General features: G+C 38.4%; 16 protein-coding genes. 5 read left to right on the top strand and 11 right to left on the bottom strand.

Going from position 1 to position 24,687, the window contains the following annotated elements; translation table 11 throughout:
* Positions 1–104: 104 nt before the first annotated feature.
* Positions 105–9,665, bottom strand: coding sequence for an Ig-like domain-containing protein (locus AACL23_RS06325; RefSeq protein WP_339050763.1), 9,561 nt, complete (start codon positions 9,663–9,665; stop codon positions 105–107).
* A gap of 165 nt (positions 9,666–9,830) precedes the next feature.
* Between AACL23_RS06325 and AACL23_RS06320 the strand changes: the two genes are divergently transcribed.
* The 4 genes from AACL23_RS06320 to AACL23_RS06305 are packed head-to-tail and all read left to right on the top strand — an operon-like array spanning position 9,831 to position 14,304.
* Complete coding sequence (locus AACL23_RS06320; protein WP_100096897.1) at positions 9,831–10,556, top strand: hypothetical protein; 726 nt, start codon at positions 9,831–9,833, stop codon at positions 10,554–10,556.
* 14 nt (positions 10,557–10,570) lie between these two features.
* On the top strand, positions 10,571–11,716 hold the full coding sequence (locus AACL23_RS06315) for a hypothetical protein (protein WP_339050760.1): 1,146 nt from the start codon (positions 10,571–10,573) through the stop codon (positions 11,714–11,716).
* Positions 11,700–13,022, top strand: a complete 1,323-nt coding sequence (locus tag AACL23_RS06310; RefSeq protein ID WP_422389627.1) for a TolC family protein — start codon at positions 11,700–11,702, stop codon at positions 13,020–13,022. The genes AACL23_RS06315 and AACL23_RS06310 overlap by 17 nt, the downstream gene beginning before the upstream one ends.
* A 4-nt stretch (positions 13,023–13,026) precedes the next feature.
* A complete protein-coding gene (locus AACL23_RS06305) occupies positions 13,027–14,304 on the top strand; it encodes an HlyD family type I secretion periplasmic adaptor subunit (protein WP_100096895.1) in 1,278 nt (425 codons plus the stop codon).
* Between the two features lie 84 nt (positions 14,305–14,388).
* Here the strand turns inward: AACL23_RS06305 and glmM are convergent, their stop codons facing one another.
* The 5 genes from glmM to greA all read right to left on the bottom strand — a co-directional run bounded on the left by glmM (position 14,389) and on the right by greA (position 20,057).
* Positions 14,389–15,732, bottom strand: a complete 1,344-nt coding sequence (gene glmM, locus AACL23_RS06300; RefSeq protein WP_100096894.1) for a phosphoglucosamine mutase — start codon at positions 15,730–15,732, stop codon at positions 14,389–14,391.
* Positions 15,733–15,738: 6 nt separating this feature from the next.
* The gene (gene folP / locus AACL23_RS06295) at positions 15,739–16,581 is read right to left on the bottom strand and encodes a dihydropteroate synthase (protein WP_100096893.1); all 843 of its coding nucleotides are present in this window, start codon (positions 16,579–16,581) and stop codon (positions 15,739–15,741) included.
* Positions 16,582–16,817: 236 nt separating this feature from the next.
* The gene (gene ftsH, locus AACL23_RS06290; RefSeq protein ID WP_100103563.1) at positions 16,818–18,752 is read right to left on the bottom strand and encodes an ATP-dependent zinc metalloprotease FtsH; all 1,935 of its coding nucleotides are present in this window, start codon (positions 18,750–18,752) and stop codon (positions 16,818–16,820) included.
* Between the two features lie 50 nt (positions 18,753–18,802).
* Positions 18,803–19,429 carry a 23S rRNA (uridine(2552)-2'-O)-methyltransferase RlmE gene (gene rlmE, locus AACL23_RS06285; RefSeq protein ID WP_015874310.1) on the bottom strand — a complete coding sequence of 209 codons (627 nt, stop codon included), beginning with the start codon at positions 19,427–19,429 and terminating at the stop codon, positions 18,803–18,805.
* 151 nt (positions 19,430–19,580) lie between these two features.
* Positions 19,581–20,057: a transcription elongation factor GreA gene (gene greA / locus AACL23_RS06280; protein WP_015874311.1), complete on the bottom strand. Its 477-nt coding sequence runs from the start codon at positions 20,055–20,057 to the stop codon at positions 19,581–19,583.
* A 415-nt stretch (positions 20,058–20,472) separates the two neighbouring features.
* On the opposite strand from greA, the gene djlA reads away from it, so the two are divergent.
* Positions 20,473–21,303, top strand: coding sequence for a co-chaperone DjlA (gene djlA, locus AACL23_RS06275; protein WP_095034557.1), 831 nt, complete (start codon positions 20,473–20,475; stop codon positions 21,301–21,303).
* 15 nt (positions 21,304–21,318) lie between these two features.
* On the opposite strand, the gene AACL23_RS06270 is transcribed toward djlA, so the two are convergent.
* From AACL23_RS06270 to AACL23_RS06250, 5 genes are all read right to left on the bottom strand, one after another.
* Complete coding sequence (locus tag AACL23_RS06270) at positions 21,319–21,810, bottom strand: YajQ family cyclic di-GMP-binding protein (protein ID WP_015874313.1); 492 nt, start codon at positions 21,808–21,810, stop codon at positions 21,319–21,321.
* Positions 21,811–22,142: 332 nt separating this feature from the next.
* On the bottom strand, positions 22,143–22,451 hold the full coding sequence (locus tag AACL23_RS06265) for a hypothetical protein (RefSeq protein WP_234817417.1): 309 nt from the start codon (positions 22,449–22,451) through the stop codon (positions 22,143–22,145).
* A 5-nt stretch (positions 22,452–22,456) separates the two neighbouring features.
* Positions 22,457–23,185: an anthrax toxin-like adenylyl cyclase domain-containing protein gene (locus AACL23_RS06260; protein WP_267892411.1), complete on the bottom strand. Its 729-nt coding sequence runs from the start codon at positions 23,183–23,185 to the stop codon at positions 22,457–22,459.
* Positions 23,160–23,438 (bottom strand): anthrax toxin-like adenylyl cyclase domain-containing protein, encoded by a 279-nt coding sequence (locus AACL23_RS06255; RefSeq protein ID WP_267892410.1) that lies wholly within the window; start codon positions 23,436–23,438, stop codon positions 23,160–23,162. The genes AACL23_RS06260 and AACL23_RS06255 overlap by 26 nt, the downstream gene beginning before the upstream one ends.
* Before the next feature lie 518 nt (positions 23,439–23,956).
* Positions 23,957–24,397: a hypothetical protein gene (locus tag AACL23_RS06250; protein ID WP_158530989.1), complete on the bottom strand. Its 441-nt coding sequence runs from the start codon at positions 24,395–24,397 to the stop codon at positions 23,957–23,959.
* Between the last annotated feature and the right edge of the window lie 290 nt (positions 24,398–24,687).

Here is a 24,687-nt window from a genome sequence, read left to right as displayed (position 1 = left end):
TGATTGTAATAAAACAGATTCAGAAGGTCACCAGGGAAGTGATATTGCGCGCTATTAAAAAAGGCCGAGATGTCTCGGCCTTGTTGACATGACCATCACCCATATCATGAGTAATACGTAGATTCCTCCTCATGCTCAGGCAGATGTAAAACAGGCGTCATCATTAAAATATCCGCATTTTCTTTTGACGGGCTCGTTTTTGAGCCTGTTGAAAGGTCGCTTTGATATCTGTCTGGGGTTTCCAGGCTGCTCAGTATTCTTTCAGAAGACGCATCGATGGTGAACGTTTTATCCAGGCAGATCCAATCCCCATCTGGATCGATAAATTTCACCTTGAGTTGATGTGGGCCTTCTGCTAACGGCATCTCGACAGTGAATACCCCTTGGTTGTCAATGAGCTCAAGCGCATATTCGGGGCGATTATCCAGGGTGACCATCGCTTTGACGGCATCAGGCGTTTCTTTCGGGGCGTTGAGTGTGAAGCTGGGGGTGAGATCCGCGGTGGTGTTTTCATCTGATGTGATGGGGTTGAGTAATTCAATCGAATTTTGTAGTGCGGCCGCTTTCGGCTCTTCCACCAGCTCAGGTGGGATATCTTGTTTTTGGGGTTGAGTCAGGTTGACTTGCTGTGCCCCAGTGTCTACAGGGTTTTCCTCTTGCTCTGTGAGTGAGGTGCTGCGTTTAGAGCGTTCAGATGGATCTTCTGTTGTCGATTCTTCAGGTGAGCTTTCGGTTGGTTGTTTGGTTTGATGGGTTGTTTCAGGGTCGGATTGATGTTCCTCGGTCTTCGGAGATTCATCCATTTCTTCATCAAAGTTTATTTCAGAGAACACAGTATCGTAATTTTTACCACTTTCTAATATTTTTTTAGCTTTTGCGTACAGTTTTTGGAACATGTCTTTTTCTCTATTATCATGATTATTTTCTGGATCTGATTTAATATTTACCCAAAAAGAGATAATTGAGTTACTTATGTCTTTAGTTTTGAAATAAAGGTACATATTCGAGCGATTTGGAATAACCCCATCAAGTTTTGTTTCAAAATTTATGTTACCCCTTTCGTCATCAGAATATGTGGTTGAATATCTCTGAGATATAGGATTGCTATTACCATCTAACAAAAATATTTCTCCTTCTATTTTTTTGTTGATTTTTCCTTTGATTATAATATTCCCATTGGATATTTCGGTATTAACGTTAACAGGCCGAATGTCCCATTGCGTTGTCAATACCCTCATTAAGTGATTTTTTTTATCGATATCGCCATCAGGATCCCATAATTCATCACTTTTTATAAATTTTAAAACCTCTTCCAGGCTGATAAATTTCATCGAGTTATAAAGTGCTCCTGGTTCAAATCCGTTAAATTTCCAGAAAAAATCTTTTGCGCCCCTTTTCCTTATATCCTCGAAGAGGTCATAATTCACATATCTACACAATTCATACAAAAAACTGTCATCAAATTCAATGACTCGATAATTTTGACTACTTTTGTACGGTAATGTCTTATATTTTATGAGTGCAGCGTCCACCCTTAATTCATGTGAATATTTAAAGGGTTCTTTAGGATAAGCAGCCCCTAATTTATGATCATTCTCGGGTTTCCAACCACTAAACCTTATGAAGTAGTGCCCCGAAGTATAATCCCAATAAAGAACTACAGGATTAATTGTTTTTATAATCGACTGACTTTCTCCGCCCTCTTCATTTGAAGAAAACACCTCGAATTTCATTTCATTGACGTTATGTTCTATTACTTTCGTCCTTACCACTTCCTCTTTATAGGCTTTATGACTTTTTTGAGTATTATCAATACCTGAGAGCTTTGTATTTAATGTTTCTCCCTCTTTTACCTTTCCCTTGACGCTAAAAAATTTACCGTTCCCAACGAAAGTGTAATCCACTTCTGTAGGAGTCTTGGGTATCGTTCTTTCAATTTTTTCGCTTTCGTGCCGCTCTGCCCGGATGACATAAGCCGTAAATTTGCCTGTGAATTCCTTGTTAGTTGTAAATTGAAAACTATTGTTGCTTAAATTAACTGCAGTCACTGTATGTTCGTATTTTTGATTACTTTGATTTTTAAGAACAATTTTATCGCCTTGTTTTAGGTTTTCTTTTTTGACAAATACCTCAAGTTGATTCTCGTCTAAAGCACGATATCGAGTGATGGCAGGCGGGAGTGGTATGTCGACCTGAGTATTCTCGGATTGGTTGCCGATATCGTCTTTAACGAAGAGGGTAAAGCTTTTCTGTTGCCCCCAGGATTGGGTAGTGTCGAAGGCCTCCACGTCGAATACAGAGGTATTGCCTTTTTTTGTGATATTTATCTCACTTTGACCTTTAAATTGAATGAAAATATCTGTGTTTTTTGGTTTGTTCCCTTCTATCTTGATGGTTTTCACTCCATCTGTTTCATTGAAAGTGTACTTAACATTAGAAACTGCTGCGGGTTTATCTCGGTTGATGATCAGGGGTTCATTTAAAGTGGTTTTCTTCTGATATGTTTCATTATTGTCATAAGTCAACTCTACAGTGATTCTGTATTCTCCTGCTGGAAAGGCTGTTTTTTCTTGAGTACTTAAAGAATTATTTTTTGTTAAATCAATTTTGTATTCTTTGCTACCAGCTCTATGCTCGAATCCTGCAAAAGGATATGTATAACTCTTAGTATTATTTTTATTTTTAAGCGTCAGATTACCCCCACTCACCTCTCCATCGCTCGTGTTCTTAAAGACTAAAACAGGTTGGTTATGATTCGTTTTGAAATCCCCCTGAGTGCCTGAGTCGGTCTCCGGATCGAGTATGAGTTCCGGATCTTTGAAAACAAATGGGGCGATTTTTTTGATTTTGTATGGAGCATCACCATTATTGCTTGTATTGCCTGCCCTGTCTGTAAAAGTGACTGTGATTGAGTATGTTTGGTTATCTTTTAAAGCATTTTGAATACCACTCCACTCTTTTGATTTATCTGTAAGATTAGTCAGATTCTCTACATTATAATTATCCTCTTTTGAATCTCCTGAAATTTTAATGTTTATCTTATAGATATCTTCCGGGATGTTTCGAATCATAAAGACTGGCTTTGTTTGTGTTGTTTCCTGTGCGTCTGTGGAGTCAGAACTCTTTGTGCCCGAATCTTTCAGTTCGATAACAGGTATGTTGGTAAGGGTCGTGTCAACCTCAAAACCTACTTCGGTTTTCTGCGTCATTTTTAACACATCTGTGGCGGTGACTTTCAATGTATATTGATCATCAGCTTGCCTTTCGGGTATCTCCACTGTCCAGTTGTTATCATGATTTTTTTTGATAGAGAGCTCAGCGCTTGAATCTGGGGATGTCATGAGTTCCGCCTTCATCTCAACATACGGAAATAGCGTATTATCATCCAGGCTAATGTTTAACTTTCTCTTATCAGCTTTACCCATATTGGCTTTGTTGATCATATAAGGCGTGCTGGTTTTCCCCTCCGCATTGGTGTTATGGGCCATGTCTATTTTGGGGGCGGGCAATTCGTTCAGTACCATAAAGTCGCTTTCCGCACTGTTGTTTGTATTGCCCGCTTTGTCTTTGACTTCGACCGATAATCTATTACTGCCTTTTGGAAGAAGATCTGTATAGGTAAACTCCCAGATGTTTTTCCCTTCTTCTTTTTTATCGATTTTTTTTGGTGGTTTAGTTAGCAAATTATTATTAATCTTGGCTGTAATATATTTTGGATCGTCAATCTCTTTATCTGTTTTGACCTGAAAAACGAAATCTTCGTCTCTTTTTGCGACTGTTTTGAGGACATTGTTATCTGTGACGGTGGTTGTGACTAAGGAGCCTGATGTCCAGTCAATCTCGGGTGGATTGGGAGCAGTGGTATCGATTTCAAAATCAAATGGGTCGGATGTTGATGGTATCCCCGCTTTATTGGTGACCCTGACTGTGGCTGTATATTTGCCATCTCCACTGCTACCCTGTAAGTTGGACGTATTATAAAAAAAATGGCCGTTTTCATATGTCACTTTTGTGCCCGAGATGATGGAGTTACTCCCTTTGGTAATGCTGATGGTGACGGCTTTTTCATGTATGTTGTCTTTTTTTAAATCGATGTTGCTGATGGCGAATTTGGGGCTCCCATTTTTAGTGATATGTTCAAAACTTTTTTCTTTCAATGGATTCGTTTGGTCAGCATGGGCCAGTTCAATTTTGGGTCGATCAGGTTGATCATCATTAACGTTAACCACTTCTTTTTTAGAAACATCACTAGGTTGATCCACTGAATTATAGGTTTTCACTGACAGGCTGTATTCGCCTTTCCCCCATTCATCATCAGGAGTAAAGGTTAATTTCTTATTAATCTCTAATGAGAATGCACCTTTTTCACTTTCACCCTCTGTAACAAACTGATTGGTTGAATTATTTTTTTGAGCGATATATGTTTTGTTTCCTACGCCTTTAACCATGACCTCCACCTTTTTGATGGGATTATCTGTATTGTTGTCTTTCAGGTCGATAGTAAATGTCGGCTTCCTGGAACTTGTCCATTTTTCATGAAGAGAGTCCTTCGGATGAGTGGTGTTACTCGCCTCAGAGAGTACGATGCTGGGCTGAGCTGGCTTGATGGTATCGATGATCAGCGCCAGTGATGAAGAATCTGAAGAGGGTTGTCTGGCTTCATTGATGACCGAAACAACGATACTATATTTTCCTTCGTCCAAATTTTTACTAGGTATAAATTGGTAGCCGCTCTCAATTTTTTCAAAAAAACCATTATCAGAGTTTGTTTTTATTGACCCGTCTTGATTGAGCACCGCCTGAAATTTTTTTGCGGTTTCTTCAGATTCTCCAGGGGTGGCGGTAATGTTAATTTCTCTGGCATGCGGATCGACATTCTTAATCTCAAAGGTGGGTTTAGCGGTTCCGCTCAATAACCTGCGCTCGTCTTTACCCTTTACAGCAATGCTCGGGCGGATGACATTTACATACACACCGAGAGTCAGTCTGTTTGAAGTGGCTTCGAGACCCCCCGTCGTTTCCGCTTTCAGGGTCATATTATATTCACCGTCTTCTTGAAATAGAATTGGGATTTGATTCGAGTTATACCTCTGATCATCCTCATCATTCTTCCATTTTCCTTCGGGGATTTTTGTGTACTTGATTGTCTTGGGATCTGCATTTTTATCTTTAGATTTAGACACAGAAACGGTCACTTTATTGACAACGTCATCTATCTCATCAAAAGTAAACTGCGGGGTTCTTTTTGAGGTGATCTTAATGTTAGGGTCTTCGTTTTGATTATAAGGGGTGTGATCTTCAGCATTTATTTTAATCACGGGGGGGTTTAGCCCGTCGAGCAATTCAAAGGACAGCGGCTGAGATGAACCCTCATTTCCATGCGGATCTGTGACCTTTGCCACGACCTGGTATGTCCCCCCTTTAGAGATTTGATCTGGCTCTGATAAATCTGCAGTCCATATCCCTTGATTTAGTATAGCTGTCTGGGTTTTTTGTTGATTCCCCTCCAAGTCTTTTAATATGACCTGAACCGAAGTCGTTCCTTCTCCTGTGGGTATATTCTCTTCATTGAGATCAATCTGAAACTTCATCTGACTTTTGCTGACTTTAAATTGATCGTCAACTTTATTCAGATTCAGCTTCTCAAGAAATTTAATCGTCGATTTCGGCGGGGTGGTGTAAATGGTCATCTCATTATTGTTATTCAGACTACCTGTACCGACTTGACCCGCCTGGTAGGTCACCTGGGCTGTGACGGTATACTCGCCAGGAGTTAAGCCTTCTTTATTCCACGTGAGCTCATATTCACTGTCAGTAGAATCATCATCACTTTCTTTTATGTTTATCTGCGATTGTCCAAAATTTTGGGTTTTCTTATCCTCGTTACTGCCCCCTTTTTTGAGGAAGGTCACCTTAATCAGTTGAGGATTACCCCAATCTAAGCGGGAGCTATCGATATTCTTGAGAATCAATTCAGGCTGCGTTTTATTGGTGACAGGGTTTCCATCAGTGCCGGTATTGCCAACAAGTTCAATGGTGGGGGCTGGGGCGTCAGCACTGTCAATCGTAAAGTCTAAGCTTCCAGGTGCGCTCTTACTACCTGCTGTTGATGTGACCACGGCTTGAATCTGGTATTTTCCATCGTTTTGTATTTCAACATCTTTAGAGTCTTTTGTAAGAAAATTTAAATTAAAACCTTTAATCGCGTCGGTTTGAGTGATTTTTTTCGAACCCAATTCAGTAGAAGAACTTTTGGAGTTAACAGAAAAAATAGAGATTTGAATCTCACTTTGGGCGTTTTCAGCAATCTTCTTTAATTTAAAATTAGGGTTTTTACTTTTTGTGATATTTTTTTGCTGTTCAAATGAATCCTTGCTATCAAGGATGATTTCGGGTGTCGCGACTTCACTGGTATCAATGGTGACATTGTATTCGGATGACTTTTCATTGTTTGCCTGGTCTGTGACGGTGAGTGTGATTTGATGTGTGCCGTTACTCCATTCTTTTTGAGGTGTGTAAGTGTAATACTTATCTTTTTTTGACACTGACACGCCTTTACTTTTTAAGTCTTCAGAAAGTTCCTTATTAGGATAGAAGGTAATCGATGGTGATTTATTTGAAAATGTCAGTTTGACCTCTTTGACATCTGTGTCGATGTCAGTCAGCCTAAATGTCGGTGTTGTTGAGCTGACGCTATTCCCTGATACCATAGGATGTGTGTCTGGATCTAACATAATTTTTGGAATAGTCAATTGATTATCAATCAATACCTCTATTGCTTCAGAAGCTTTATTTTTACCTCCCACATGGCTGGTCACAGTTAAATTATAGTTTTTACTTTTACCTTTTTCGCCCAATTCAGATGTATATTCATAACCAGGCTCCCTCAACTTATCTAATTTTTTCCCCTCAAAAATGACTGATTCTGTAGAATTCGTGACTAAAGCATCCTTAATTAAAAGGATCACTTTATCGGCATTGCCGTCTATATCAGTGAATTTGAATTTGGGAGGAACTTTGTTGGTAATGTTACCCGTAACATCACCATAGGCTGTGTTATCTGAGCGTAAGAGCTCAATCTTGGGTTGCTGTACGTCATCGACTATGGTGAAGGTGAGCTCACTCTTAGAGGTCCCTACGCTTCCATATTGATTGGTTACGGTTACTTGGAGTTGATAATCGGCTTCCTCCCATTTTTTTTCAGGAAAAAATTTCCATTCTTTTTGTTGATTGTGATAAGAAAAATCCTTGTTTGAGTCTGTATTATTAAAGGATTCAGAGGTAGTTTTTGCTCCCATTTTTTTTGTCAATTTGACTGTAATCAAATCTTTTTCGTGTAATTCTATGTTTCCTTTTGCATTTTTTATCACGAATTTTTTACTGTCGTTGTCTATGATTTTTTTATTGTCTATTTGATATAAATCAGTACCCTCGGCAAATGTGATAGAGGGGTCAGGTTTGGTATCATTAAAATAAAATACCTCGCTTTTCGTCCAAGAATTGCCCGCTTTATCCAACAGTTTCGCGATGACTGTGTATTCACCATGACTCCAATCAGTCTGAGGCCTCACTGTATAGGTCGCATTACTCAGCTGTGTGACCTCGCTGTTTTCAACGGAGCCCTTGCTATTTTTTATCTCGTACTCTACTTTCCATGCCCTGGATGCATCTTGTGGCTCAATTTTCACCAACAATGTTGGTTTGGAGTTTTTCGTATACTTAGGGTCACGACCTTGGATACTCCTGTCGAGTTCAATCGTTGAGATAGTAGGTTGAGTGTTGTAAAAGTAGATTGTTTCTGTGCTTTGACTCCCTGGTTTTTTCCCTTTATAAGCCGTCGCGGTAACCGTATATGCCCCCTCTGTTGTTAATTTTTCTTTCGGCGTCCAATAGGTATTCCAGGATTCTTTTTCTAGTGTGTGTTTTTGACTCTTCTCACCACTACTGCTTTTGAGCTCAATCTCTATTTTCGTGATGTTTTTTCCGGTCGGCTTGAAAAGCAATTTGGGTAATTCCTTGTCAGTAAAGTTTGATGCTTTATCCCCTGTTTTATCCTCTAAGGTAATTTCTACGTCCCTCACCTCAACCGTATCCACCTCAAAGTTAAATTCTGTTCTTTCTGTACTATTGCCCCTTTTATCCGTGGCAACTACCTCGATTTTATAGTCTCCATCATCCGTAAAGGTGGATTCAGGTATTTTCAAATAATAGGCTTGCTTGCCATCTTCCACTTCTTTTGATGATTGTTTTACATCTAACGGATTCGTGTTGCCTGGTAAATAAAGTTCAATCCTGGCGTCAGGCTCTGTGGTGATTTTGAATGTCGGCGTTTTCGTATTGGCAACACGGTCACTAATAAGAAAATCCTGTGCAATTTCAATTTTCTCTATTGTTGGAGGGATTGAATCCAAATCAATCGTTTTGGTGATGTCAGCGGTGTTTTTGGCGGCATCTTCTGCAACGACACTAATACTGTTACCCCCTTGAGCAAGTTGAGGGTATTTAAAGGTATAGCTCCATTCTCCCACTGAATTGACTTGAACTGTGTCTAGTCGTGTTCCTTTATCATCGGTTGATTTTTTATTATAAACGCTGACTTGCGTGTTGGCTTCCGCCTTCCCGTGAATGGTCGGCGTCACATTTTTAATCAAAAAAATGTCAGAGCGCTCCTCTTGCGTGAGTGCAATGTCTTCTGAATTCATCTCAAAAGTAGGGGTTTGAGTGCTCGATTTAATCACGAGAGATAATTTTGCCTGGGCTTTATTCCCTTTATATTCTCCCAGTGCCATAAATTCATGGGGGCCATCTGTTAAATCAGTGGGAGTAAAGGTAAAATTACCTTGACCATCCGCTTTGGTGCTCCCTAATGTTGTGCTGCCTTTTTGAATCGTCACCTCAGTGCCTGGCATGGTGGTGCCCACTAATTTAGGTGAAGTCACGTTCGTTAAATTATCTTTTTGCCCGCTGCTATTACTCTTGTCGTCAAGCGCCAGACTGATTTTTAAATCGATTTTAGGGTTTGGGGCCGGGTTGTTTAATCCACTGCTTCGGTTGGCGTTTTTGTTGACTTGGGCAACTTCTACCGTTGTACTCGATTCTTTATGTAAAGAAGAGGCAGAATCCAGAGAGATGTCTCTTTCATCAGGGGGGATTTGAGCCAAGGCCGCTTTGGTGTTCGCTTGCGTTAAAAATTCATTGAGCGCTTCTTCAATTTGTTGAGAGGATTTTTGTGCTTCCTGCGCTTCTAACGCGGCTTTCTGTGCCTCTGCTTTCTCTTTCTCGGCTTTTGCTCTCGCTTTTTCTGCCTCTTCTTTGTCTTTTTCGGCCTGTCTCATTTTTTGTTTCAGCGCTTCCTGTTCTTCTTGAAGCACTTTATTTTGAACATGATCGACTAAAAAAGTATCGGCGCTTTTAAAGTCGATATTCTCAAGGTTGACCTGACCTAGTAAATCTTTACCTTTTAAAGAACCATCCTGAAACTGAAAAGACAGTTGGCTGTCTTTTAAGCTGGAATACATCGCCCCATTCACAATGGTCACACTGCCTTGGGGCGAGGTTAGTTTTAGGTCGGGTCCTGATATCGCCACTTGAACCTGATTTTTATTCCCTAATGAAGACAAATCAATCCTGGAATTATGTTGTGCAAATATTTTTTGAGTCGCCATAGTATTTCCTTGAAAACAGAGATTAATTATGTGTTATTTTTATTAAATAATTTAATTTATATTAGTGCATATATCAATTTTTGATATATTATTTTTTTATATCATCTTAATTTGTTTTTTTGTGAAAATGTGATCAACATCATCCATATTTTTAATGGAGTTCAAATGGAAGAAGAAAGTAATCCCTGGCCAAGTTTTGTGGATACCTTTTCGAGCATGTTATGTATTTTTATTTTTATCATGTTGATATTTTTACTCAATAACATGTTGGTCGTTTATGAAAGTGCGATAGGTGGGGAGGGAAAAGTGATTTATCAAAAACAGGCCGATTTAATAGAATCGAAACAAGAAAATTCACTCAACGCACTAAATAAAACTCAAGTCAAAGATTCAATTCAAAAAACTCAGCCCGATATTGAAAACGGTCATTTAAATACTGCCATTCAAGATAAAGTGCTAGCGAATAAAAACAATACACAGAATGAGCTCTCTCAAATTCAAATCGAAAATGAAAATATAGTTAAAGGAGTGCCAAAACAGGTTAAAAACAGAAATAATGATATCGCCCATAATAAAGATAAAACACGGGTGACTATAACTGGAAATACGTTAACGATTGAATATAAAGGTGAGGTCAACACTTATCTTAAAGAAGATATTACAAAAATGATGGATTGGATTAAAAGTACAAACCACAAAATTTTTGAAATCGAGATTTTTATTCCCAAATCTGAAATTTCATTTTCAGATTCATTACGACTGGCTTATGAAAGAGGTGTGATTTTAATGCGAGAAATCAAATCAGTTGATCCAAGCGTAATATTCAGCCTTAACGTCAACACCACTTCAGACAGCTTAGAAAATAAAGCTGTTATCGTCCCTAAAAATTGAGAAAGGTTTTTTTAATGAAAAAATTATTTTTTTATCGTTCTTTAATTTTATGTTTGATATTAGCTGTCTTACCAATCTTTTGCTTATTAATCCCTGGTATCAAAAATTATGTGATTGACAATTTTATGGTTTCAGCAGCTTATAATTCTGTCATTATTTTTATTTATGTTTTAGGGAGTATTTCGGCTTTATTTTCTATATGGCAATCCTTGTATAGTAAAAATATTATTAAATATAAAAACAGTATGAGTCACAGTAGTCTGCTGGCAAATTTTAACAAAAAATTATTTTCTGAAAAAAATAAAACGTCTTCCCGGCCGTTATTAAAAGACATCTCTACCGAAGTGAGCGCCACCCGCGCTCAACGTGTTTCCTTTATCATTAGCTGTAGTAATGTTTCTACGTTGATAGGTCTTTTAGGAACTTTTGCTGGATTGTCGATCACCATCAGTGGTATCGGGAGTATGCTTTCTGAAACCTCTCATCACAGTTCAGATAGTTCTACGGATGACACTCTGGATATGATCATCCATATTATCTCTGCTCTTTCTGAACCTCTTCGTGGTATGAATACTGCATTTGTCTCTTCTATTTACGGGGTCATGTGTGCCATTTTACTGATTGGACAAAGCGTGTTTGTTCGAAGCGCATTTTCACAATTATTGGGGGAATTAAAACGCCTGGCCTTTGAACACCTGGAAACTGAGACGACACCAAATCAGGTAAGAACGGTTCGAATCGAGTCGCCTGAAGTGTCAGAGTTCAAAAAAAGCTTTGAAGATTTTTGTCAGTACTTCGTTAAAAATGAAGAAAACAGAAATAAGGAAACTTTACAGTACCACCAAAAGCTGATGGAAGCCCTCTCGGGTCTAAACAATCATTCGTTTTCTGAACAAAGTGCTTTACTTGAAACAATAGAGGTCAATCAAAAAACTCTAATGACTCAGAATGAAGAAAACGGAGAATCTCTTGCAGACATCAAAAAAGAAATCTCAAATCAGCATGGTGTTTTGATTGACAAAACGCAGGAAATTCAAGCTGAAGTTGAAAGTTATAAAGAGAGCTTTATTCCCTTGTTGGAAAAAATCACCTCGATGTATCAAAAAATCGTTAAAAAAACCTTGTTAACAAAAAGGGATGAGGATGAAAATGAAAAATAAAATAATGGCTTTCATTTTATGCTCCCAATCTTATATTTCTGCTGCGGCGGTAAACCAACCTCATTCCCATTCTTTAACAAGGCTGATCAAAGCGGCCATGCAACATCAACCTTCCGTCAAAATTGCTTACTATGAAACAGAACGTAAAAAAGGAGATTTACAAACAGCAAAATCCGCGCTTTATCCTACTTTAGATTACAGTGCTGCCGGCACCGGAATAAAGAAACAATCGTCGGATAGTGAAAAAAATATTGAAAATAAAGTGTCTGTGGCTTATCGAGTCACCGATTTTGGGGTGAGATCAGCGACGATTAGAAGAGCAGAATACGAAAAAGAGGGCTCGCATTTCGATTATGCCAAATCTCAAAACTCTGTCGCTCAAGAAGTCAGCGACTCTTACTTAAATATTAACAAATACAAAGAAATATTAGAGGGGATTGTTAAAGAAAAAGCCTTTTATAAAAAGATGCTGGATAATTTTTCTTTACTGGTTTCATCGGGAGTGGCTCTCGAGTCTGATTTGAGAAAAGTACAGGTCTCAATTGATTCACTCAATAGCCGCGAAATTATGTATCAATCGATGCTAGATTCAGAAATGTTTAAACTTAAAAATATGACGGGCCTAAGGAGCCTCTCTTCTGAACAGGTAGGTCAGCCTCATATCTTGCTTGAACGGTATGCTTTCATCAGTGATCGAGCCAAAATGATGCAAAAAATAAAGCTGTTTAACCACGATTATCATATTTTGCTTCAATCACAAAATGCGGCACTGGAAGAAATGAACGGGGCGCATTCTTCTTACTTTCCCGCCGTCGATCTGAGCGCAGAATATGTGGATAACCATCCACTTGGCAATACAGATCGTAATACTTATAAAAATGAAGGCCGAGTGAAACTTAATGTCAGCCTCAATCTTTTTAATGGATTTAAAAATAGCGCACAAGATTTAAAAGTTTCCTCGGCTTATACTCAATCTAAATTACGCATCGAAGAGTTTTTACTCAAAGCGCAATTTGAAATCAATAATATGATTTCTCAATACGCCGCTGCAAAAGAAACTTATGTCGTGAATCAACGTTCTTATGAAAATGCGCTTCAACTGTCGACTCTTTATGAAAAAGAGTTTGATCTGGGTCAAAAAACCTTGTTAGACCTGATTTCTAGCAGAGGGGAATATTTTCAGTCTTTTATCAACATGATTGAGAGTGAATACTCTCAGCGACAGGCGAAATCAAGACAATTAGGGTTGATGTCTCAATTAACGAATTACTTAGGGGTGAGCCAAACTCCTCAAGCGGAAAAATAGATAAATGAACAGGAAACAAACTGACACCCTGATGATGATGATGATGATAATGAGCCTGATCATTATCATCGCCGCTTCTATTATCAAAGTAAATTCGGTGATTCATGGCCAAGGCATGATAACGAACCGTGATAACACTCAATTTATTTCCTTATCAAAAGGCGGCGTGATTGAGAAAATCTATGTTTCAGAAGGGGAAAGCGTTAAAAGGGGCGCTCTCCTTGCTAAAGTGATCAACCTCGATTTAAGAAAGGAATATGAACGATTAAAAGCCCAGAAAGCATTTTTAGTGAAAGACATTGAGGAGCTGACGTCGCTTTTAAATAAGAATGCGGTAGAAGATTTTTCTGCGTGGCAAGACATCAGCTTAATAAAAAATAAAGAGCTGTCAGCGAATATTGAATTAGTGAAAAGTCAAATTCATACGAAAACGCTCAAGCTGGGTTCGCTTGAATCTGAAATTACGGGGATGAAAATGCAACTGAAAGGGAAAAAAGAACAGGTTGCACTTCTGGGTGAAGAGGTGGATATATTGCACCCTTTGGTAAAAAAAGGGATCACGTCGTATACGAATTATCTGAATAAAAAGCAGGCCTTTATTAAGTTAAAATCAGAGATGGACGAGACGGAAAATAACATTATTTTAAAAAAAAATGACAGTCATTTAGTGAAAAATGAAATTCGAGCCCTGGATAACGAATTACGGCTGTCATTATCCCGTCAACTGTCAAAAGATCAGCAAGAGCTGAATTTGATGAGCACGCCGTTAAAAATTTTTGAGCAACAAATAGAGGAAGAAAATGTTCGAGCTCCGGTCAATGGGGTGATCTATAAAATTAATAAAAGCGCTTCAACTCAAGGGGGGGTTATCCAGGCGGCAGATCTGTTATTCGAGATCAAACCTTCGGTCAATACCATGCAAGCAGAGATAAAAGTGAATCCTAAATATCGTGATCAACTCTATGTAGGTGAACAGGCGCTGGTGGATATCTTGTCTCTGGTGAAAGCCAAGGGGAAATTTTATCAAGCCAGCATTGAAAAAATCAGCCCGGATTCTTACGAGGAGAACACAAATGGGAGTGTGCAGCGTTATTACAAAGTCATCATTAGTTTTAATGTCAAAAATGAAGACATGGATTGGTTAAAACCTGGTATGGCGGTTGATGCCAGAGTGGTGACAGGAAAACACTCGATTATGTCCTATCTTATTTCACCTTTAACAAAAGGAATCAGTCATGTTTTCTCAGAACCGGTACATTTAACGCAATATAACAAACCTTAAGTTTTTTAGAGAAAACAAGCGCGCTCTTAAAAATCTCGACTCTACAATCAATTAACCCCACACAACACTTTTATCCTGTTCAATTTAGTACAAACTCTTTTTTATTTTCTCAGCCACTTCTTCAGCTAATGTTTTTATGAAATGCTCCTCTTGATCAGCTTCAATCATTACGCGGATCACAGGCTCAGTGCCTGATGTACGTAATAAGATTCGGCCCCTTCCTGCCAAGGTAGATTCCACTTTTTTGACCAAAGAGGCTATTGCATCAGATTGCAAAACATTTTTGTTGCCAGAAAAAGAAAAATTAACCAATACTTGTGGCAATAACTTTATTTCACTACAAAGCTCATGCAAGGTCATTTGATTTTGAATGATCACTTTAAACACTTGCAAAGCCGCTATCATACCGTCTCCTGTGGTGGTTTTATCCAATAAAATGATATGGCCTGAATTTTCAGCTCCAATACGATAACCATGTTTTTGCATTTTTTCTAAAACGTAGCGATCACCGACCTTGGCTCTGATGAAAGGAATTTTCAATCTTTGAAGAGCAAGTTCTAACCCCATGTTACTCATGATCGTTCCAACAACACCCCCTTTTAATTGCTGCTGACGACAGGCTTCTTTAGCAATAAGATAAACTATTTGATCACCATCCACTTTGTTACCCAGGTGATCCACCATGATCAGCCGATCACCGTCTCCATCTAGTGCTATTCCCAGATCAGCCTGTTCTGCCAGCACGCTTTTTTGTAACATGCCGATATTGGTGGCACCACATTCTTTGTTAATATTTAACCCATTTGGTTCACAAGCAATAGAAATCACCGTTGCACCTAGCTCTTTAAGCACACTCGGCGCAATGTGATAAGTAGCCCCATTTGAACAATCGACCACTATTTTAAAATTTTTTAAATTGAATTCACTTGGAAAAGTGCCTTTACAAAATTCAATGTAACGGCCTGCCGCGTCGACAATTCGGCGGGCTTTGCCTAATTGAGCAGATTCAACACAGGTGAGGGGCTTTTCTAGTTGTGCTTCAATGGCTTCTTCCAGGCTATCAGAGAGCTTGCTGCCATTAATATCAAAAAATTTAATCCCATTATCATAGAAAGGATTATGAGAGGCTGAAATGACAATGCCTGCCTCCGCTCGAAAAGTGCGAGTCAAGTAAGCAATGGCAGGTGTGGGCATCGGGCCTGTTAATAGAGCAGAAAACCCCGCGGCGGCTAACCCTGCTTCTAAAGCAGATTCCAGCATGTAACCAGAAATACGTGTGTCCTTGCCGATGATAATTTTACGCGAATCTTGACGGGCTAAAATTTTGCCTGCTGCCCAACCTAATTTTAAGAAAAAATCAGGGGTGATCGGCATATCTCCTACCTTTCCCCGAATGCCATCCGTACCAAAATATTTGCGATGATGCATTATTTTTTACTCGTTTTTTATTATTTGAGTTTTCGTTCGATTCACAATATGTAGGGCTTCAACTGTTTCTTTAACATCATGTACCCTAATGATATGTGCTCCTTTCATCGCTGCAATGACGGCACAAGCAATGCTGCCAATCACTTTTTCTTTTGGAAGAATACCAGGCCGTCCGTCAATCATGGATTTTCTTGACATCCCAACCAGCATCGGTAAATGAAAATGCTGAAATTTTTCTAAATTTGCAAGTAATTGATAATTATGAGTTAAACTTTTACCAAAGCCAAAACCTGGGTCGATCAACAATTTATTTTTTGGGATGCCCGCCGAAAGACAGCGTTCAATATTCTCTTTAAAAAAAGCATTGACCTCAGATAGCACATTATGATAACGAGGCGATTGTTGCATATTCTCGGGATGACCTTGCATGTGCATGAGACAAATAGGTAACTCTGTTTCTGCTGCGGCTTCTAAAGCACCTGGCTTTCTGAGTGCAAAAACATCGTTGATCATATGAGCCCCCGCTTTTTTAGCTTCAAGCATCACAGCGGGTTTTGATGTATCTACGGAAAGCAGGGTGTTAAAGCGTTTTGCTAAATATTCTAAAACAGGTATCACTCTATCAAGCTCTTCTTGCTCAGTGACTGGAATTGCCCCAGGTCGGGTTGACTCTCCTCCTATATCAATGATATCTGCCCCTGCAGATATCATTTTTTCTGCATGTTGTGAGGCTTGTTCAAAATTATAATAAGATCCGCCATCCGAAAATGAATCAGGCGTAATATTTAAAATCCCCATCACTTTTGGGCATAACAGATCCAATCTGTGTTTTCCAATAGAAAAATCCATATTTTTAAACCTTTAAATAAATATGTCATTTGATCGGCAAAAGGAAATAACGACGAAATGCAAAGCTATTTTGATTAGGTCAGAGCAAAGTGTCATCTTCCAGATGGCAAGAGGCTTTGGATGAAAATGATACTCGTCCATTAAAGAACGAGTTTTTACGACAACATGGGATATAAAATATAAGATGAATTGAGTGTTTAAGATCATGACATATTTCGTGGAAAAATTTCTTTGTTTTAGCCCACATTAGACCCGTCTGTATTCTTTTTATCTGAAAAGAGAGGGGGATCTGGTTTTTCTTCAGATTTTGAAGAATCGTCATTTTCAGAAGAGGTGTCAATATTATCGTCCCAACCTGCAGGTATACGTACCGTCGTACGATTCATAAGATCGTCAATTTGTGGAGCATCAATGGTTTCATATTTCATCAAAGCATCTTTCATAGAATGCAATATATCCAGATTTGCCATCAATAATTCACGAGCACGATTATAGTTACGTTCAATGAGTGATTTGATTTCTTCGTCAATAATACAGGCCGTTTTATCGGAAATATGCTTACTTTTTCCTACTGAGCGCCCGATGAAGACTTCTCCATCTTCTTCTGAATATAGTAAAGGTCCTAACTTTTCTGAAAAACCCCACTGAGTGACCATGTTCCGTGCAATGGAAGTGGCAACTTTAATGTCATTAGAAGCACCGGTGGATACCTGCTCTGTACCATAGATAATTTCTTCAGCGAGACGGCCACCGTAAAGGGTGGAAATTTGACTTTCCAGTTTCTGACGACTTGCACTGATGGCATCGCCTTCTGGAAGAAAAAATGTCACGCCTAATGCTCTACCCCGAGGAATAATGGTGACTTTATGAACCGGATCATGCTCTGGAACCAAGCGGCCTATGATCGCATGTCCTGCCTCATGATAAGCCGTCGCTTCTTTTTGTTCTTCTGTCATGACCATAGAACGACGCTCAGCACCCATCATAATTTTGTCTTTGGCTTTTTCAAACTCGCTCATACAAACCACACGTTTTTTAAAACGTGCCGCAAATAAGGCCGCTTCATTCACTAAATTGGCTAAGTCCGCGCCAGAAAAACCAGGCGTTCCTCGTGCAATAACAGAGGCATTCACATCAATATCAAGAGGGACACGCCGCATATGAACTTTTAAAATTTGCTCACGTCCACGAACATCTGGTAAACCAACCACCACCTGTCTATCAAAACGACCTGGACGTAACAAAGCGGGATCAAGCACATCGGGTCTATTGGTTGCAGCAATCACGATGACGCCTTCGTTACCTTCAAAGCCATCCATTTCGACTAACATTTGATTTAAGGTTTGTTCACGTTCATCATGCCCACCACCTAAGCCAGCTCCACGCTGACGACCCACAGCATCAATTTCATCAATAAAAATGATACAGGGTGAGGCTTTCTTCGCTTTCTCAAACATGTCGCGAACACGAGACGCCCCAACACCTACAAACATTTCGACGAAATCAGATCCTGAAATACTGAAAAAAGGAACATTTGCTTCCCCTGCGATGGCTTTTGCCAGCAGAGTTTTACCTGTTCCCGGAGGGCCTACCAACAAAATACCGGTTGGAATTTTTCCGCCCAATTTTTGGAAACGCCCAGGCTCACGTAAGTATTGAACCAATTCGCTGACTTCTTCTTTGGCTTCATCACAACCTGCCACATCTGCAAAAGAGGTCTTAACCTGATCTTCACTCAGCATTCTGGCTTTACTTTTACCAAAAGACATCGCCCCTTTTCCTCCCCCACCCTGCATTTGGCGCATGAAAAATATCCAAACACCAATCAGCAATAACATGGGAAACCAAGAAATAAAAATAGAAGTCAGTAAACTGGTTTCTTCGGGCGGTTGAGCAATAACCTTCACGTTTTTAGTCAGCAAAGTATCTAAAAGTTTAGGATCATTAATCGGGATAAAGGTAATATATTTCGTGTTATCTTTTTTATTAACGTCAATTTCTCGACCATTAATACGGACACCAAGAACCTGATCATGAGTCAGATCAGATATAAAAGTGGAATAATCAACTGTTGGGGATTTTGATTCACCGGGACCAAAACTTTGGAATATTGACATTAAAATAACTGCAATCACTAACCAAAGAACCAAATTTTTTGCCATATCACTCAAGGAATTAACCTCATATTTACAATCTATCAACAAGAAGCGCCAGGTTATGATCATTTTAGACCTGTCGCTACAATGTAAACTTCACGTGATCTTATTCGTGAAGCATCTGGTTTACGTACTTTAACTTTTTTAAAGAGAGAACGCATTTCCCTTAAATATTGTTCAAACCCCTCTCCCTGAAACACTTTGACCAAAAAACTCCCGCCGGGTATGAGTATATCACGAGATATGTCGAAGGCTAACTCGGCGAGATGCATCGATTTTGGTATATCTACTGAGGATATTCCTGTCATATTGGGGGCCATATCAGAGATAACAACATCTATTTTTTTATCTCCAATACAATTTAAAAGGCGTTTTAATATAGATTTCTCTCGAAAATCACCCTGCAAAAACTCTACTCCCAAGATTGAATCCATGGGGAGTAAATCAAGGGCAATCACTTTGCCTTTAAGACCCACTTTATTGACCACATATTGTGACCAACCTCCAGGTGCAGCGCCTAAATCGAGAACAAACATACCTCTTTTGAAAATTTTATCGGTATTGTCAATTTCATCAAGTTTAAACCAAGCGCGTGATCGTAATTTTTTTTTCTGAGCCTCAATCACATATTTATCATTAAAATGTTCTTGTAACCAGCGGCGGGAACTGGCTGAACGCTTTTTACTGGACATTTTTTCTCTAAACATTCATTTCATTTAAATCGATTATCAGTGCTTCCATGAGTCAAAATAGTAATATAAAAAATATTCATGGACTGTGCTCTATTGGCGCTATTTATCAAAAAGGGGATTTGAGGGTTTTAAAATCGTTAATGCATGCATACTAACAATATTTAACATCAAGAATTTCGTATTCGACCTCACCGCCCGGGGTGTGAATCACAGCAACATCACTGATTTTTTTAGCAATTAAACCTCGCGCGATGGGGGAGTTAACAGAAATAAGATCTTTTTTGAAATTCGCTTCATCATCACCCACAATTTGATAGATTTTTTTTTCTTCTGAATGAGTATTCAATACGGTCACTGTTGCGCCGAAAATAACGATACCTTTGTTGGCTATTTTAGTAACATCAATAATTTGAGCGTGAGATAATTTTGATTCAATTTCCTGAATACGGCCCTCACAAAATCCTTGTTGCTCACGAGCTGCATGGTATTCCGCATTCTCTTTTAAATCACCATGCTCACGAGCCTCTGCGATAGCTGCGATGATCTGAGGGCGAAGGACACTCTTTAGATGCTGAAGTTCTTCGCGTAATTTCTCTGCGCCACGTAGCGTCATAGGGATCTGTGTCATTCATCAATACCTCATATTGTTTTTTTAAAGAGTCATTATTCTAATTTATATGCACTGTAAAACAGACGCGCATTTTATGTTTTGTGCCGCTCACAGTACGATTATATTTAAAAAATCGCCAAAAGTTTTGGAGCGATTGAGTTCTTTTATCTATCACTGATTTTAACTCAAAGTTGTTTTAGGATCACCGTTTACTTTTTTGTTTCTATCTTGCTCTATTTGGTACTAATTTGAATTCATGATAGTCTGTAACGCGCTTTAAAAGCCTTATATGCCACATTAAAAAATATTACTGCTTATTTTTTTCCATTAAACGCTATTATTAGGATCACCCCCTTTCTTTAAGTTTATGAGTCATCTTTTTGACTAATACAATAGTGTGTTTTGAATAAGCGAAAAATGAATTGAGGAGCATATGCTGTATTGGGGAAAATGGTTTGGGGCTTTGTTGGGATTTTTATCTGGCCTTGGTTTCTGGGGTGTATTATTAGGTTTTTTTATTGGAAATATTGTAGATCTCAGGTTAAGAACCAGAAATCAACATTTTTTTTCTGATCAAAAAAATCGACAATCTCTATTTTTTTGCACCACTTTCCAAGTCATGGGGCATATCACAAAATCCAAAGGACGCGTCACTGAAACCGATATTCAGCTCGCGACAACATTGATGGATAGAATGCAATTACATGGTGAAGCACGGGCCGCCGCTCAGGCTGCATTTCGTGAAGGCAAAGAAAATGATTTTCCTTTAAGAAAAAAATTACAGCAATTACGGGGCATCTGCTTAGGGCGGGTCGATTTAATTAAAATGTTTTTGGAAATTCAATTTCAAGCCGCTTTTTCTGATGGCATTCTCCACCCTAATGAGCGTCAAGTGCTGTATGTTATTTCCGAGGAGCTGGGCATTTCTCAAAGACAGTTTCATCAATTTCTCAATATGATGGAAAGTGGCAGCCAATTTGGGCACAAAAACTGGTATCAGCATGCAACCTATTCTTCTTCTGGGCGCAGCTCACAAAACGGGCAAGCACCGACATTATCCGATGCCTGTAAAGTGCTTGGTGTGAACGTCAATGACAACAGTGCTACTATTAAACGCGCCTACCGAAAACTGATGAGTGAAAATCATCCTGATAAATTGATAGCAAAAGGGCTACCTCCTGAGATGATGGAAATAGCCAAAGAAAAAACGCAAAAAATTCAAGCTGCCTATGATTTTATTAAACGTGAAAAAGGCTTTAAGTGAAACTTATCACCAGGCCTAATCTCGAAAATTATTAAATTGAAAAGGTTGACCCAGATCTCCAGTGCGAATTAAAGCCATTACCGCTTGCAGATCGTTGCGCGATTTACCTGTCACCCTTACCTGTTCACCCTGAATTTGAGCTTGCACTTTTAATTTACTGTCTTTAATGAGCTTCACTAATTTTTTGGCTTTTAAAGACTCAATCCCTTGTTTCAATTTGGCATCCAGGCTATAGGTTTTTCCACTGTGCAAAATCTCTGCGGAAATATCCAAAGCCCCGCCTTCAATCCCTCTTTTTGCGAGTTTTTCAGAGATGATTTCAAGCATCTGTTTCACTTGAAAATCAGATTCACTGGTCACTTTGATGCTTTTTTGTTTTTCATCAAATTCAAAACGAGCGGTGACATGACGAAAATCCCAACGAGTGGACAGATCACGGGTAGCGTTTTCAACCGCATTACGAACTTCTTGTGTATCAATTTCAGACACAATATCAAAAGAAGGCATGTGATTATTTTCCTGAATTTAGAGTGGCGTTAAAACATCAATGTTATTAAAATGATATGACTATAAAATTCAAATTTCTATTTTTTGTAAAGAATTTAATGGTTTAATATTTCCGGACACTTTAGATAGAGTCGTCAGGTAATGAAAGAAAACAGGTTATCATTGAGGGGATAAAAATGGCATTTGAGAGAATTTAATAATGAACTTAGCCCATCGCCGAGACGATATGGCTAAATAATTTTATTTTGATTAAATTTAAATTATATCAATAATTTTATTGATTATAATCATTTTTAAGTGATTTAGCTCTATATTCTTCTTTTATGTTTTCTTTAATTAGATAAAAAAACTTTTTTAGCGGCTGTAAAATATGAAGCACGTATGTTTGTTACATCTTCTTCCCAAAGTGGATTTAATGGCACATGATAGCCCTCATCTTTTAACAGATGCACCATATCTTTTAACTCATTTTGGTCTTTTATAACACAGATTTCATCAAACCTCCCCATACTTTTAGATAGTGCAAATGTAGCAGGGAAATTTGCTGTTGGATCAGTTACAGGGTTACCTTTATCGCTGCTATGGTGCACAACCTTCTCACCTCTTGCACCAACCAGACACATATTAATTTCATCGATCATCTCACTCATACGTGGCGTAGCATTACCAATGTCTTTGTCTTCTCTTGCATTGAAGCTATTAAAATCAGGCTTAAGCTTACTAAATAATTTATTGATTGTACTATAATCTTATCCGGATGACGTTTTTTGATTTTTATTGGATTAGTCGAATCTAAATACTTCTCTAGTGAAGAAGTTTGCGTCTTATTTGTTTTTTTATTATTGTAAATCTCCATTCTGTGATCAACAATTGTTCTTGCAACATCCGGCACAGCTAAATTATCCTTAGAACCGAAATCCTCTATTGAAGGGGCAATCATCAAAATATCATAATCAGCTGTCAGTGGTTTTTCATTGTTCCCCACTGAACTCAGTACTTTAACCGGTGCTCCATTGTAATTGACCAAGTATAATTCAGACCCTTCATCGCAAGGATTTAGTGTAAATTCATGCTCTACGTTTTCTGATGTTTTGGCTTTTAATTTAGTAATAGCCCCCGAATCATTTTTTTCTACTTCGTAGACAATGCCTTCTTTTTCAAGTAATTCAATCCGATTTTTTGTTATCTTTAAATCTACTTCCTTAGCATTTTTTTGATCCAAACACTCTTGTACCGCCGTATTAAATTTATTGAGCGTCTTTTGTGGCTGATCTGCCAGCTTACTTAATGCTTGATTGACACAAATAAAAGCTGTTTGTGGCCCCCAGTTTGCGCTTTTCCCTTTTATCTTAAACCACTTTAGTCGGATGACCATCCCTTATCAGATCTGTTGCCATCAAATCAACAGGACGAATCGAGATAATACAATTTTTCTTTTGCGCCAAAATTTGCAATTCTATGAGATGCTCTGGCACAATACCGACCTTTTGTTCTTGGCATAATTTTGTGATTTTATCAATATTCAATTTTTTGCCGTCATCTATGTGAGCTTCATCCTTTAGTGAAACATTCAATTCACTATTTAGTACATTTTTTGACAAATTTTCAGGCGAGTTTGATACCGACATAGGTTTAAGCAGACTTGAATTTAATCAGATTCTAGTCAATTTTTATTATTAATAATATCCAGCATATTATTAGTTTTAGCTATTGCCATAATTTTTTACCTTGGATTATTTTGAATTCAGAATATTTTATTCATTTGAATTAAAATAAACGTCAAATAAGGTTTATTTGTGCAATTTTTTGTAATTGATTTTTATGTTAAAAATAGATAATAAAAGACACTAAAACTTAACAAAATACGACATTTTTAGTGTAATTTAACAATAATTAAATTTTTATTATGACCTGTGATTTTGCTTAAAATAGGGCTCGTATTTTTTCTTTTTGATTGCTTCTTTTTATCTTTCATTTTTTGGCTCCCTGCCAGCATAACAAGCTAGCTAGGGTTTTCCGAATATTTCAAGTGTTGGAAAGGCTTCTATAGAGGAGTCTCTATGTAGTTCATGACCTGGCAGCCGAATTGACATAACCTGATTTCCAGGCCAGTTCAAACAGAAGTTGCCGTAAAAACAGTTTTAAATCAATTTTTTATAGATTTAGGGGCTGATTTATTAGGAAAACTTCCTGTACTAATAAACGTTGTCTGACCAGAATCATGGTTTTTAACCTGCAAATTATCGAACGAATCGCGAGGTAAGGCTGACTTAATTGAGCCAGAGGAATTTTTTATATGTATTCCAACACCACGAGCGCTTGTATGCAAATCCACAAGCGTTGCTGATGTACGGGCCTTTTTTTGAGTTTCAGGCACTCTAGACCCAAAAGTGGGAGGGGCGTCATTTTTATAAAAAACGGTCTTTGTCTGTCCCATAGACACATCAAGACTCAAAGTGGCATTATCATTCGTATCGTTGTTTTTATGAGGTATTTTAACATCTAGTTCAAGATGAAGATTATCATCTTCTCCCTTAGTCACCTTAGCCTGCCGCAATAAATTCCTAATCTCATCATTAGATGACAATGGCTTTATACTGCTGTTTTGTTCTAATGAAGCTTCTAAGTGATTTCCGTGAGCGCCATTTAATGGGCTGTTTTTGCCAGGTTCATCCTGTGAACTTGACGAATTTCTGTTAGAATCTTTTAACTCTGGGTGACTTTTGTCCTGTCCCTGTTATTTGATTTCTGCTCATCTTCTGAGCGCTTTTTAGAAGCCTGCTCTAAGGCTAACTTATCTTTATAAGACTGATGCTCATTTTGAATGGCATTGTGCACCATTCTTGACTCAATTGTTTTGCTTCTTGCTCCCGTTTT

Source organism: Candidatus Williamhamiltonella endosymbiont of Tuberolachnus salignus (assembly GCF_964019775.1).
In the GTDB taxonomy this organism is placed as follows: domain Bacteria; phylum Pseudomonadota; class Gammaproteobacteria; order Enterobacterales; family Enterobacteriaceae; genus Hamiltonella; species Hamiltonella defendens.
Note: the sequence above shows the minus strand (reverse complement) of the source record. Positions and strands in the feature narration are given on the sequence as shown.